Below are 13,679 nucleotides of genomic sequence, written 5' to 3' on the forward strand. Positions count from 1 at the left end.
ATTTGTTTAAGGTTTAAAGTTTAAGTTTGTTTTTATGATCTTAAACTCTAAACACTTTTGACTAAATATTTTTTTTCTCTTTTCTTTTTTCCCAAAAATACTCACCTATAAAAAAGGCAGCTAAAGCAAATAGGAAAAATTTAAAATAGGATTGAGGCTGACCATCACCGCCAACGGTTGTAAATAATCTTTCCCAACGAATTTTACTAAATCCTTTGCCGTTTGTATCCCAACTCATCCAGATAAAAACTGGTTTTCCAACGATATGGTCTGCGGGAACATAACCCCAATAGCGACTATCTTCAGAGTTATGGCGATTGTCTCCCATCATCCAAAAATAATCTTGTTTGAAGGTATATGTTTTTGTTTTAATTCCATTTATATAAATATCGCTACCCTTAACTTCCAACTTGTTCTTTTCATATTCGGTAATTATTCTACTATAAAAAGGCAAAGTCATAAAATTTATTGTTACCGTTTTTCCTTCTTGGGGAATGTAAATCGGTCCAAAATTATCACGATTCCATTTATGGATATGTGGAAAAATTCCATCTTCTACACCTTTTGAAATTATTCTTGTTATAGAAGTAATTCCGGGAACATTTTTCAATCTTTCAACACTTTCGGTTGTCAATGCTGCAACAAATAACGTATCTCTTTTTTCACTTGTAAAACCTCCACCGTCAGTGATATTCATATCTTTAAATAAATATTCAAAATCTATGGGTGTTTTTCCGTCTATGGATATTTTGTATGAATACTGCGGTTTAGCCCTTTCTGGCAAAGCCAATACTTTTCCATCGATGTAAACAATTCCGTCTTTTATCTGTAGACTATCTCCAGGAATTCCGACGCAACGTTTTACATAATTTGATTTCTTATCGATTGGTTTATCAGCTCTTCTACCTGAATTATCTCTGAATTTATAAACGGTATCTACCGGCCAATTGAAAACTACAATGTCACAATGTTGTATTTTTTGAAAAGCAGGCAATCTAAAATATGGTAATTGTGGCCAACTCATATAGGATTTACTTTTTGTCAAAGGAATGGAGTCGTGAACCATTGGCAAAGCCACCGTTGTCATAGGGACTCTGGCGCCATAATTCATTTTACTCACAAATAAAAAGTCACCAACTAATAAAGATTTTTCCAGAGAAGAAGTAGGAATAGTATACGGTTGAAGGATATATGTATGAACCAATGTGGCAACAATTACTGCGAAAAGCAACGAACTTATTGTATCAGCAGTTTTATTATCTGGATTTAAGCTTCTGTCAGAAACGTAATTTAATTTCTGTGTATAATTGACATAAAAAATATACAGACCAAAAGTTGCTATTCCTAAAAAAGTGTCTAAACTTGAACGTTTTCCGAAACTTCTTAAAGTTTCTATCCAAATAACAGGAAACATAATCAGGTTAATAATTGGAATAAAAATCAATAGCGTCCACCAAGTTGGGCGACCAATAATTTTCATTAAAACAATAGCATTATAAACAGGAATTGCTGCTTCCCAGCGTTTTCTGCCAGCAGCTTCATATAATTTCCAAGTTCCTAAAAAGTGAATTACTTGTACAATCAAGAAAAAAGCAAACCATTGATATAGTGTCATAATTATTTTATTTAAAGTTTAAAGTTTAAGATAGTGTCAATTGAAATTTCACCTTTAACCAGAAACAAGTTTATTTTAAATTTAATACATCTTTCATTGTGAAAATCCCATGTTTACCTACAATCCATTCTGCTGCAATAACAGCACCAAGTGCAAAACCATCACGATTGTGAGCGGTATGTTTTATTTCAATTGTATCCACTGTTGAATTGTAAGTTACGGTATGTGTTCCAGGAACATTTTCAGTTCTAATAGCTTCAATGTGAATTTGATTTTCTTTCGCTTCTTCTAATGTCCAATTGGTATAATCACTATTTTCAATAACTCCTTTTGCCAATGAAATTGCAGTTCCGCTTGGTGCATCCAGTTTTTGAGTATGATGAATTTCTTCCATTTCAACTTTATAAGAATCAAACTTAGACATCATTTTAGCCAGATATTCATTGAGTCCAAAGAAAAGATTTACGCCTAAGCTAAAGTTAGAACTAGAAATAAATGCACCGTTTTTTTCTTTGCAAAGAGCCACCATTTCGTCATAACGGTCTAACCAACCTGTTGTTCCTGAAACCACAGGAACATTGGCATAAAAGCAACTTGAAATATTTTCTACAGCAACTGCTGGAATGCTAAAATCGATAGCAACATCAGCATTCGAAAGTCCTTCATAGGTATTAAATTCGTCTTTTTTCAAAACAATTTCATGACCTCTTTCCAGCGCAATTCTTTCAATTGTCTGTCCCATTTTTCCGTATCCTAAAAGTGCGATTTTCATTTTTTTGTTTCTAAAAATTATAATTTAATGTTAGACTCAAATTTGTCTTAGATGTTACATCGTTCATATATAAATCGGGTCTTATGGATAAATTTTCATTTACGTTAAATTGTATCAATGCTGCGTCAACATTAGCGTCGATGATATTTAGCACATAAAAACCAACCACAAATAATGCGGATAAATCTCTGTTTCGTTGATAAAATTTTTGGGCAGAAACCAATCTGCTTTCATCCAAATAGGAAAATTGATCGTCAGAGTAGCCTTCTAATCTGCGTTTATAAGCGTCACGATACTGGTGATAACTTTTATTACTGTCGATATAATAATACATACTAACTCCAATTGCTCCGTAAACAATTGGGATTTTCCAATATTTTTTGTTGTAAGCCTGTCCCAATCCTGGCAAAATAGCCGAATAAAATGCTGCTTTTGCCGGTGTCAAAGGGTCAATATCATTCGATTTCACAGTGTCTTTTGCAACCAAGGTAGCTTCTGTTTTCTTTTGTGAAAAAACCGATGTGTTTCCCAAAACAAAAAGGAGTAGAATGATGAAACTGAATTTATTCACTAGTCTTTTATTAGTTTTATAATTCTGTTGAAGTCTTCTTCAGAATGAAATGGAATGGTGATTTTTCCTTTGCCATTTCCAGCGATTTTCACATCTACTTTTGTTCCAAAATAATTGTTGAATGTGTTTTTTTGTGTATCGGCAATTTCAAATGAGGCAGATTTGGCTTTTGACGCAGGTTTTGGTTTTAAACTTTCTTGATAATTTTTTACCAAAGCTTCAGTATCTCTAACTGAAAGATTCTGGCTCACAATTTTTTGGTAAATATCAGTTTGAATATCTTGATCTTCGATATTGATTATCGCTCGGCCGTGACCCATACTGATGAAACCATCTCTAATTCCGGTTTGAATAATTGGATCTAATTTTAAAAGTCTCAAATAATTGGCAATTGTTGAACGTTTTTTTCCTACACGTTCGCTCATTTGCTCTTGTGTTAATTGAATTTCATCAATTAATCTTTGATATGAAAGCGCAATTTCTATTGGATCTAAATCGTGGCGTTGAATATTTTCAACCAAAGCCATAATCAAGGATTCATTGTCGTTTGCAATTCGAATATAAGCAGGAACAGTAGTCAATCCTACTAATGCTGAAGCACGTAAACGTCTTTCTCCAGAAATTAATTGGTATTTATTGAAGTCTAATTTTCGAACAGTTATGGGTTGAATAACGCCTAGTTCCTTGATGGAAGAAGCTAATTCTCTTAACGAATCTTCATTGAAATTACTTCTTGGCTGAAACGGGTTTATTTCGATAGCATCAATTTCAAGCTCAATAATATTCCCGACAACTTTATCGGCATTTTTATCGCTTACTGATTTTATGTCGTTTTCCGGATCTTTCAATAAAGCCGATAATCCTCTTCCTAACGCTTGTTTTTTTATTGCTTTTGCCATAAAACTATTTGCTGTTTTTCTTTATAATTTCGTGAGCTAATTGTAGGTAATTATTGGCTCCTTTGCTTGTGGCATCATAGTTTATAATGCTTTCGCCAAAACTTGGAGCTTCACTCAATTTTACATTTCTTTGAATAATAGTTTCAAAAACCATATCATTAAAATGTTTCTGAACTTCTTCGACCACTTGATTTGACAAACGCAATCTGGAATCAAACATTGTCAAAAGCAATCCTTCAATATCTAAATCTGGATTGTGAATTTTTTGAATACTTTTTATTGTATTCAATAATTTTCCCAAACCTTCGAGGGCGAAATATTCACATTGAATAGGAATAATCACAGAATCTGCCGCTGTTAAAGCGTTCAGTGTAAGTAAACCCAATGATGGAGCGCAATCTATAATGATATAATCATAATCATCTTTGATGCTTTCCAATGCTTTTTTGAGCATATATTCTCTATCTGCTTTATCAACCAATTCGATTTCGATGGCGACAAGATCGATATGAGATGGTATCACATCCACGTTAGGCGCTGAACATTTCACTACTGCCTCTTTAGGAGTATTGCTATGTTCTATAATTTGATAGGTTCCAATTTCTACAGTATTTACATCAATACCCAATCCTGAACTTGCATTTGCCTGTGGATCAGCATCTATCAATAACACTTTTTTTTCTAAAACACCTAGTGATGCTGCTAGATTTACTGACGTTGTAGTCTTTCCAACACCACCTTTTTGATTAGCAATCGCAATGATTTTGCCCATTTATTTTTCTAAATTTTGAACGGTAAAAATACAATTAATTATGGTTTCTGAAAATCTATTTTGTTAACATTTGTTAAGGTTTGATTAGCAGTTGGTTTTTGGTAAATTGTTCTTGACGATTCAAAAAATTTCAGAAGGATTTTCCTAAATACTGTAAACCATAATATTTAAATTCTTGTGTTGATATTGATTAGATTTAGCAATATATTTACACGAGAAATTTTAATTCGCAACCGAATAATCTATAATGACTTTTGCCATCATTACTCATGTGCCTCATATCCTTGAGCAAAATCAATATTTTGCTTATTCGCCATATGTTCGAGAAATGAATATCTGGGCAAAACAGGTGGATAAGTTGATTATAGTTGCGCCTGAATCCAAATCTAGGAAAACAGCAATTGACTTAAACTATGATCACGATAAAATAGAATTCAAAGCTATTGAAAGCTTTGATGTACTGAGTTTAAAGGCTGTGTTAAAAACTATTTTTAAAATACCTAAAATTAGTTGGCAGATTTATTCCGCTATGCAGAAATCCGATCATATTCATTTGCGCTGTCCTGGAAATATTGGTTTGTTGGGGAGTTTGATTCAGATTTTATTTCCAAATAAAACCAAAACAGCTAAATATGCAGGTAATTGGGATCCAAATTCAAAACAACCATGGACCTATAATTTTCAAAAGTGGATTCTGAGCAATACCTTTTTGACACGAAATATGAAGGTTTTAGTTTATGGCGAATGGGAAGGAAGTTCGAAAAACATCAAACCTTTTTTTACCGCAACTTATAAAGAAACAGATAAATCTACCTTTTTTTCTAATGATTTAAAAGGTCAAATTTGTTTAATTTTCGTGGGAGCTTTGGTATCAGGAAAAAATCCATTATATGCTATCCAATTGGTGGAAACGTTATATAAAAAAGGATTTAATGTTGCATTAGTTCTATATGGAGATGGAGTGGAGAGGAATAAATTGGTAGAATATATTAACCATAATAATTTAGGAAACATAATTTCGTTGAAAGGAAATCAAACACAAGATACTGTAAAAAAAGCATACGAAGCCAGTCATTTTGTGCTATTGCCATCGGATAGTGAAGGCTGGCCAAAAGCAATTGCTGAAGGTATGTTTTGGGGTTGTGTTCCAATATCAACAAAGGTTTCTTGCGTGCCATTTATGTTGGATTATGGCAATAGAGGGGTTTTGTTAAATATGGACTTGGAAAAAGATATCTTGCAAATAGAAGATCTTTTGAGAAATGAAGCTGACTTTAAAAGCAAAAGCCAAAAGGCTAGTGAATGGTCGAGACAATATACTTTGGATGTTTTTGAAGAAGAAATTAAAAAATCGTTACAATCATGAGAGTCCTTCAAATCATAGATTCTCTTGAAGCTGGTGGTGCTGAACGAATGGCGGTAAACTATGCCAATGCACTTGCAAAAGAAATTGAGTTTTCGGGATTAGTGGTTACTCGAAAGGAAGGAGCTCTTTTGAATCAGGTTAGCAAAAAGGTTTCTTATCTTTTTTTGAATAAGAAAAGTGCATTTGACATAGAATCACTTTATAAATTGAAAAAATTTGCAGTTGAAAACGAGGTAGAAATTATCCATGCACACAGCACTTCTTTTTTTACGGCTTTTTTGTTGATGTTAATTCATCCATCCATAAAGTTAATTTGGCACGATCATTATGGAGATAGTGAGTTTTTATCCAAAAGGCCGTCGTTAAGTTTAAAAATTGTTCTTCCATTTTTTAAGGGAATTATTGCAGTAAACCAACAACTTAAAGTTTGGGCTGAACAAAAAATACATTTTAAAAATGTTATTTATTTGCCTAATTTTCCTTCACAGGAAAATGAAGTTTCAGAACAAACTATTTTAAAAGGAATTCAAGGAAAACGAATAGTGTCTTTGGCTAATTTGAGAGTTCAGAAGAACCATTTTTTATTATTAGAAGTCGCTAAAAAAGTTAAAATATCCCATCCTGAATGGACATTTCATTTGGTGGGAAAAGATTTTGAGGATGATTATTCTTTAAAAATCAGGACTTTAATTTTGGACTATAATTTAGAAAATAACGTTTTCATATATGGTTCCAGGCAGGATATAAAAAACATACTCAATCAGTCAACTATTGGTGTACTGACTTCAAAATCAGAAGGTTTACCTGTAGCGTTGCTTGAATATGGATTGCAAAAAAAGGCAGTTGTGGTAACTAATGTAGGTGAAATTCCTTTATTAATCCAAAACGAAATTAATGGGTTTATAGTTGAAGTAAGCAATGCAGAAATGTTTTATGATTCTGTGGTGAAATTGATAGAAAATGACACATTACTTACAAATTTTGGAAAGGTACTTAATGAGACTATTATTAATAATTACTCAGAGAAAACTGTGATAAATAAGTATTTAAATTGGTTAGAAAAGAGTAAAAAATTAACAAGATAAATACCCTTATAATTAAGTTTGACCTGTTATAATTGCAGGTCATCGATTTTTTATTGATTTCATCGGATGTTTATGTAGATTTGTTTTTATAACAGAATTTAAAAGTAACAATGAATAAGAATAACAAAATACATTTTGAAGTCTCTGAGCGAAAAATATTGCTAAGGGTTTTTGATGTTCTATTTGTTTTGATAGCATTATATTTTACCGGTAATATTCTGGATTTAGTTTATTTAGTAACTTCAACAAGCAATTTTTATTATGTGATTGCTCTTGCACTATACATCAATATAATTGGAACTGTTTTCGAAATGTATAATCTGCAGGTTGCAAGTAATCAATATCAAGTGTTGAAAAGTGCAATTCTTACTGCATCAACCACTGTTTTATTTTATTTGTTGACACCAATTTTCTCAGCAGAGTTACCTAGCAATAGGTTTCAAATTTTGACTTTTTATTTTACATTTCTTTTGGCCTTGCTTCTATGGAGAACTTTTTATGTCAAGTTTTTGGCATCCAATAGATTTGTACAAAACGTGATATTGGTTTGTGAAAGGGATCAGGTAGAAGAATTAATTTTGGGACTGGAAAACTCTGATCCACATTATAGGATTGTTGCTTATGTAAACTCTGATAGGATCAATAATGATCTCTTCGAATACCATTTTGTACAACATATAGGTGTTAATGATTTAGTTTCTTTTGTCAATGAAAATAACTTGTTCGAAATTGTTGTTGCCTCCCAAAATACTGAAGATATTACAGTGGAATTATACCAAGAATTACTTCATTTATTAGAATCAGGGACGACTATTCGCGAATATACCCAAGTTTATGAAGATAAAACCCAACGTATTCCGGTGCACTATATTACCAGAGATTTTTACAAGTTTTTTCCTTTTAATAGGAGTAATAATAATCGTCTTTATTTGTTGAATATTAGTATAATGGAACAATTAATTTGCATTTTCGGGTTGTTGTTAGGAGTGCTATTAATTCCTTTTATATTATTAGGAAATGCAATTGGAAATCGCGGAAAATTATTTTACAATCAGGAACGAGTGGGTAAAAATGGCAAAATATTTCAAATTCTCAAGTTCAGGACTATGATCAATAATGCGGAGAAAGAAGGTGCCGTATTTTCGGGGCCAAATGATAATCGTGTCACTTCTTTTGGTAAATTTCTTCGTAAAACCAGAATAGATGAAATTCCTCAATTCCTCAATATCTTAAAAGGGGAAATGGCAGTTATTGGACCACGACCTGAACGACCTTTCTTTGTTAAAGAAATCGCCGAAATAATGCCTTTTTATGAAACCCGACATGTCATAAAACCAGGGCTAACCGGTTGGGCACAAGTGAATTATTCGTATGGAGAATCTATGGACGACAGTTTGATAAAACTACAATATGATTTGTATTATATCAAGCACCGAGGCGTTTTTTTGGATTTGAATATTGCAATTAAAACCATAAGTACAGTCCTATTTTATAGAGGACAATAGTTATACAATTATTGGAATTCGTTTGCTGTTCTTTATGGCAATTTTCGTCAATAATACTAAACTGGTTATCACAAGTGGCAACACAATCAATAAGTGTGCTTTATTAATCATTATGATTAAATATGCTACTATGAAAAGTATATTAATAACGGATAAATTGATTGTCCATTTCTTATTTTTTCTCAGCATATAATAGTACAAGACAAGCAGAGTTGGGTTAAACAACAATATGTTATAATTATAAGCCAATTCTTCATGAAAAGAATAAAATCCCATAAATCCGAAAAATAATCCTAACAATCCCATTATCAAAAAATAAAACTGGTCGATACTTTTTTTATTTAAAATAAGGATAAGTCCAAGAAACAAAACATAAGTATAAATAGTATCCCACCAAGAATTGTGTGATTCTTTTTTGAATTCCAAAAGAGTTTTGCTCTCCTTACAAAGCAAATAATTCTCAAATTTAATTTGCTTTAAACTTTTATGAAGTTCCAATGGAAGAAAGATTTTGGTGCCATATTCATCAACTTTCTTTCCAAAGATGATACTAGTTCCCAGTTTTTCATAAAAGGAATTGTCAAAATAAGGATATAAAATGCTTCTATACGTTTTATCAGTGTCGGTTTTTTTGACAATAATTTTGGAACCTAATGTTTTGTTCAATATATCAACTACCATTGAAGTACAGTTTTTATCTATAAATTTATAAGTATAATAACTTTCGCTTGATGCTAATGCAGTACTCAAATTGTCAAATAATTTTTGTTTGTAAATCAGCGGAACATTCAATTTCTGTTCATAAACACTCCTTTGCTCATAGGTATATTGGGTCATAAAGTCAGAATAGGCATTAACAACTGCAAAATATTGTAAATCCCCTTTGGCAAATTTTGCAACAAAATTAGGTGTGGCAAAATCAAAAGCACCATAATTATAAACAAGATCCAAATTATTTTCCAAGTCGGTAATCCTTATCGCAGTATGTCCAAAAAGCGAATAGGATTCATTGCCTGTTTCACAAGTGATAATGCTTACTCGAGCGTTTTTTGACAATATTCTGTTCTGTCCAAAGCTGCTCATTGAACTAATCAACAAAGCAAAACAAAATATTTTTTTGAATAATGATGAATTCATTTATGGATATATTAAAAGAATAAATTAATTTCTAAAAAGGCCTAAATCTACTTTTACCGAAAAGATATTTGAATACAAGGCTGCACTTTGATTTCCTAAATTGGTCAGGGCATAATCAATTTGGATGCCTTTGTATTTAAATCCCAAACCAATATTAGGCTGAAAACCTACTTTTTCTGAGTTATCAATTTGTTGTATGTTTTGAAAATTCCCAACACCAACACGTAAGAAAACTAAGTCGGTATAACCAAACTCAAATCCCAAAGCTGGATCAATACTCACAAAATCTGTCGAAATTATATCGTTGGTTTGGGCAAATTGCATATTAATATTGGCTGCAGCCAAAATGCTGTAATCATAACGAACAATAAATTTTTTGGACAGTCCTAATTGTACTTTCGGAGCTGTAATCTCAGTGCTTTCTGGTAATTCCTGATTTTGTCCCGGAATAGCATTGGCAATTTTCTTGTATTCGGCTTCGTCAATACTCCAAACATTATATGTAGTAGTAATGTCGCGGACCATCAAGCCAAATTGCCAGTCATTTTTTTCGAATTGCAATCCGGCATCAAATCCAAAACCCCAAGAACCGGCAAACTTTCCGATAATTCTGCGAATCACTTTGGCATTTACACCATATTGAAATCCTGGAACTTGCAGTTTTCGAGCATATGAAAAGGTAACGCCATAATCTGCTGTGGAAAAGAGGCTGATTCGATTGTAGTCAATATTACCCTGGCTGTCGATTAATTCGGTTGTATTCATGATGTCATCAACACCAAAACGGATTAAAGAAATCCCCCAAGCACTATCATCATCAATGGTATTTGCATAAGCGATATAGTCGTATTGGGCAATATTGGCAAAATAATTGGCATGCATCAATGACAATTGATGGTCTTCAAGATGAACCAATCCTGCGGGATTCCAATAACCAGAATTTACGTCGCTGGTGCTTGCAGTCATTGCATTTGCCATTCCCAAGGCAGCAGCATCGACACCAATATTCATAAACTCGTTCGAATACTTTCTGACGGTTTGCGCATACGTACTTGCGTAAAGCAAAAGGAGGAAGAAGAATAGAATTTTTTTCAACATTGATTATTTTGCAGATATGAGGCCTGTTTAATTTTTCCCAAAAATATAATTTTTTACTGAGCTTATTCCTTCCTTTGGATAAATAAAACTACCAATGAACTCGCTGTTAAAAAAACTCTATTAAAAACGCACTTCTCCATCACTTATTATATTAAATTTGTGAACTTTGATAATCTAATTCAAACAATAATGAACATTAAAAAACACGTTCCAAATTTAATTACGCTTCTCAATCTTTTTTCGGGCTGTATTGCCTTAGTTTTTGCCGCTGAATTGAATTTTGAAATGGCTTTCTTTTTTGTCTGTCTCGGAATTTTTTTAGACTTTTTTGATGGTTTTTTTGCCAGATTATTCAAAGTTTCTAGTCCGCTGGGTTTACAATTGGATTCTTTGGCAGATATGGTTACCAGCGGTGTCGTTCCTGGATATGTAATGTTTAATTTACTTTCTGGGGACTATGATGAATTCTCTCATCAAGGGATATTACCGTATTTAGGATTTATTATTACTTTGGGATCTTGTTATCGTCTGGCAAATTTCAACATTGACACACGCCAAACCGATTCTTTTATTGGTTTGCCAACACCAGCAAATGCTTTGTTTATATTAAGTTTGCCTTTGGTATTAAAACATTCGGATTCGTTAATTGTATTTGAAATTTTGTCTAATCAATGGGCTTTGTTGGCTATTACTTTATTCAGCGCCTATATTCTAAATGCAGAAATTCCGTTATTTTCTTTAAAAATAAAAGATTTTACTTTTAAGAAAAATGCGCTTCAAATTATCTTTTTGACTTTATCATTATTTTTGTTGGGTTTCTTCCAATACTTGGGCATTCCGCTGATTATCATTACTTACGTTTTATTGTCGGTTGTCAATAACAAGTTCCTGAAAAAGTAGTTTTTTAATGAAACGGAAAGCGGTCAGAAGCAGATCCACAATCAGACGAAAACCTCGAAAGAAAGGTTCTTTATTCTCTGGAAAACTGTTGCGTTTTTCGATAATTGGTTTTTTAATTTTTCTGTTTTTAGGAATTGGCTATCATTATCGAAATGGATTGCTGTATTATCTAGGTTTTAAATCCTATAAATTAAAGTACGAACAAGCCGAAGCTAAACGCATTTCGGATGTGCGAAATTACCAAGTTCTAGAAAACCACCAAGGAAAAGCAATTGGAATTGATGTTTCTGAATTTCAGGGAAAAATCGACTGGACTTTGGTCGAAAACATAGAAAACGATTACCCGCTAGAGTTTGTTTTTATTCGTGCCACTGCTGGAAACGATAGAGAAGACCGGCAATTTACAACTAATTGGATTGGTGCCAAAAAAAGCAAGATGATTCGTGGCGCTTATCACTATTATCGTCCCAACGAAAACTCATTGGAACAAGCAAAACTTTTTATTAAATCAGTTCAGTTGCGAAAAGGAGATTTGCCACCAGTTTTAGATATAGAGAAACTTCCCAAAGGTCAATCTATAGATAGTTTGAAAGTAGGGTTGAAGCGATGGCTAAAAGCTATTGAAACACATTATAAAGTGAAACCTATTATTTATACCAGCGAGAAATATTATGATGATTTTTTGAAGGAAGAATTTAGTAATTATCTTTTTTGGATTGCCAATTATAATTTTTATCGCGAGAAAATAGGGGAAGATTGGCTTTTTTGGCAATTCACCGAAAAAGCTTCTGTATCAGGGATTAAAGGCAATGTAGATGTTAATATTTACAATGGCGATGTAGAGCAGTTGAGATTTATAACTATTGAGTAATTATTTTTTGAATTCAATCATAAATATAATAAATAGTATAATAAGCAGCATTATAAAAACGAATAGAAATACTGAATTTCTATTGGCAAAGTTTACAGTCCAACCCATAAAAGGGATTCTTTTTGGAGGCATTAAGCGTTTGTCTTCTTTGTTGTAATAAAAAATTCCCCAGATCCAGTTGTTTGGGTCTTGGTTCCATTTTTCTTTTGTTTCCTGACTTGGTTTTTCTTGATTTTCCATTTTTAAAATTTTAATTTTTTAAAACTCTAATTTTTTCTTTCTCAATTCAAAATTCTGTCCTAAATATACCCGACGTACCATTTCATCTACGACCAATTCTTCTGGTTTGCCTTCTTTTAAAATGCCTCCTTCAAACATAAGATATGTCTTGTCAGTAATCGCTAGAGTTTCCTGAACATTGTGATCCGTAATCAGGATTCCGATATTTTTATTTTTTAGTTGTGCCACGATGCGCTGAATATCTTCTACTGCAACGGGATCAACTCCTGCAAAAGGTTCATCAAGAAGAATAAATTTTGGATCTGTGGCAAGACAACGAGCAATTTCAGTACGACGACGTTCTCCACCTGAAAGCAAATCGCCACGATTGGTGCGAATGTGTTGCAAACCAAACTCGTCAATCAGGCTTTCCATTTTTGCTTCCTGCTCTTCCTTTGAAAGTTTTGTCAATTGCAAAACACTCAAAATGTTATCTTCGACACTTAATTTTCTAAAAACTGAGGCTTCCTGAGCCAAATACCCAATACCTTGTTGAGCTCTTTTGTACATTGGAAAATGGGTGATATCCAAATCATCAAGATAGATATTGCCCATATTTGGTTTTACCAATCCTACAATCATATAAAATGAAGTGGTTTTTCCGGCACCATTTGGACCCAAAAGTCCCACAATTTCGCCTTGGTTTACCTCTACAGAAATGCCTTTAACAACACTTCGTCCTTTATATGTTTTAACTAAATGTTCGGCTCTTAACTTCATTCTAAAAAAGGTTATTTGTGTATTTGTGTATTTGTGTATTCGATAAATTAACGAATAAACAAATTACCAAATTCACCATTTAAAAATTA

General features: G+C 32.7%; 14 protein-coding genes. 5 read left to right on the forward strand and 9 right to left on the reverse strand.

Features of this window, described 5'->3' with window-relative positions:
- Positions 1 to 61 precede the first annotated feature (61 nt).
- The 5 genes from lepB to ACH2BV_RS07520 all read right to left on the reverse strand — a co-directional run bounded on the left by lepB (position 62) and on the right by ACH2BV_RS07520 (position 4,629).
- Positions 62 to 1,615, reverse strand: coding sequence for a signal peptidase I (gene lepB, locus ACH2BV_RS07500; RefSeq protein WP_395050106.1), 1,554 nt, complete (start codon positions 1,613 to 1,615; stop codon positions 62 to 64).
- Between the two features lie 70 nt (positions 1,616 to 1,685).
- Positions 1,686 to 2,387, reverse strand: coding sequence for a 4-hydroxy-tetrahydrodipicolinate reductase (dapB, locus tag ACH2BV_RS07505; protein WP_395050107.1), 702 nt, complete (start codon positions 2,385 to 2,387; stop codon positions 1,686 to 1,688).
- 10 nt (positions 2,388 to 2,397) lie between these two features.
- Positions 2,398 to 2,958, reverse strand: a complete 561-nt coding sequence (locus tag ACH2BV_RS07510) for a DUF5683 domain-containing protein (protein WP_395050108.1) — start codon at positions 2,956 to 2,958, stop codon at positions 2,398 to 2,400.
- Positions 2,958 to 3,857 (reverse strand): ParB/RepB/Spo0J family partition protein, encoded by a 900-nt coding sequence (locus tag ACH2BV_RS07515; RefSeq protein WP_395050109.1) that lies wholly within the window; start codon positions 3,855 to 3,857, stop codon positions 2,958 to 2,960. Before ACH2BV_RS07515 ends, ACH2BV_RS07510 begins: the two co-directional genes overlap by 1 nt.
- Positions 3,858 to 3,861: 4 nt before the next feature.
- Positions 3,862 to 4,629, reverse strand: a complete 768-nt coding sequence (locus tag ACH2BV_RS07520) for a ParA family protein (RefSeq protein WP_395050110.1) — start codon at positions 4,627 to 4,629, stop codon at positions 3,862 to 3,864.
- Between the two features lie 247 nt (positions 4,630 to 4,876).
- Between ACH2BV_RS07520 and ACH2BV_RS07525 the strand changes: the two genes are divergently transcribed.
- The 3 genes from ACH2BV_RS07525 to ACH2BV_RS07535 all read left to right on the forward strand — a co-directional run bounded on the left by ACH2BV_RS07525 (position 4,877) and on the right by ACH2BV_RS07535 (position 8,585).
- Complete coding sequence (locus ACH2BV_RS07525; protein ID WP_395050111.1) at positions 4,877 to 5,995, forward strand: glycosyltransferase family 4 protein; 1,119 nt, start codon at positions 4,877 to 4,879, stop codon at positions 5,993 to 5,995.
- A complete protein-coding gene (locus ACH2BV_RS07530; RefSeq protein ID WP_395050112.1) occupies positions 5,992 to 7,080 on the forward strand; it encodes a glycosyltransferase in 1,089 nt (362 codons plus the stop codon). The genes ACH2BV_RS07525 and ACH2BV_RS07530 overlap by 4 nt, the downstream gene beginning before the upstream one ends.
- Positions 7,081 to 7,190: 110 nt before the next feature.
- Complete coding sequence (locus ACH2BV_RS07535) at positions 7,191 to 8,585, forward strand: exopolysaccharide biosynthesis polyprenyl glycosylphosphotransferase (RefSeq protein WP_395050113.1); 1,395 nt, start codon at positions 7,191 to 7,193, stop codon at positions 8,583 to 8,585.
- Here ACH2BV_RS07535 and ACH2BV_RS07540 read toward each other — a convergent pair whose 3' ends face one another.
- Both ACH2BV_RS07540 and ACH2BV_RS07545 read right to left on the reverse strand, forming a co-directional pair.
- Positions 8,586 to 9,722 carry a DUF4105 domain-containing protein gene (locus ACH2BV_RS07540; RefSeq protein ID WP_395050114.1) on the reverse strand — a complete coding sequence of 379 codons (1,137 nt, stop codon included), beginning with the start codon at positions 9,720 to 9,722 and terminating at the stop codon, positions 8,586 to 8,588. It abuts the gene before it with no gap.
- 24 nt (positions 9,723 to 9,746) lie between these two features.
- Positions 9,747 to 10,733, reverse strand: coding sequence for a PorV/PorQ family protein (locus tag ACH2BV_RS07545; RefSeq protein ID WP_395050135.1), 987 nt, complete (start codon positions 10,731 to 10,733; stop codon positions 9,747 to 9,749).
- A 276-nt stretch (positions 10,734 to 11,009) separates the two neighbouring features.
- On the opposite strand from ACH2BV_RS07545, the gene ACH2BV_RS07550 reads away from it, so the two are divergent.
- On the forward strand, positions 11,010 to 11,720 hold the full coding sequence (locus ACH2BV_RS07550) for a CDP-alcohol phosphatidyltransferase family protein (RefSeq protein ID WP_395050115.1): 711 nt from the start codon (positions 11,010 to 11,012) through the stop codon (positions 11,718 to 11,720).
- A 7-nt stretch (positions 11,721 to 11,727) separates the two neighbouring features.
- Complete coding sequence (locus ACH2BV_RS07555) at positions 11,728 to 12,591, forward strand: glycoside hydrolase family 25 protein (RefSeq protein ID WP_395050116.1); 864 nt, start codon at positions 11,728 to 11,730, stop codon at positions 12,589 to 12,591.
- Here the strand turns inward: ACH2BV_RS07555 and ACH2BV_RS07560 are convergent, their stop codons facing one another.
- Together ACH2BV_RS07560 and lptB are read right to left on the reverse strand one after the other, a co-directional pair.
- Positions 12,592 to 12,831 carry a DUF5808 domain-containing protein gene (locus tag ACH2BV_RS07560; RefSeq protein WP_395050117.1) on the reverse strand — a complete coding sequence of 80 codons (240 nt, stop codon included), beginning with the start codon at positions 12,829 to 12,831 and terminating at the stop codon, positions 12,592 to 12,594. It abuts the gene before it with no gap.
- A gap of 18 nt (positions 12,832 to 12,849) precedes the next feature.
- The gene (gene lptB, locus ACH2BV_RS07565) at positions 12,850 to 13,590 is read right to left on the reverse strand and encodes an LPS export ABC transporter ATP-binding protein (RefSeq protein WP_395050118.1); all 741 of its coding nucleotides are present in this window, start codon (positions 13,588 to 13,590) and stop codon (positions 12,850 to 12,852) included.
- Positions 13,591 to 13,679: the final 89 nt, after the last annotated feature.

The organism is Flavobacterium sp., from assembly GCF_043780635.1.
Lineage (GTDB): Bacteria > Bacteroidota > Bacteroidia > Flavobacteriales > Flavobacteriaceae > Flavobacterium.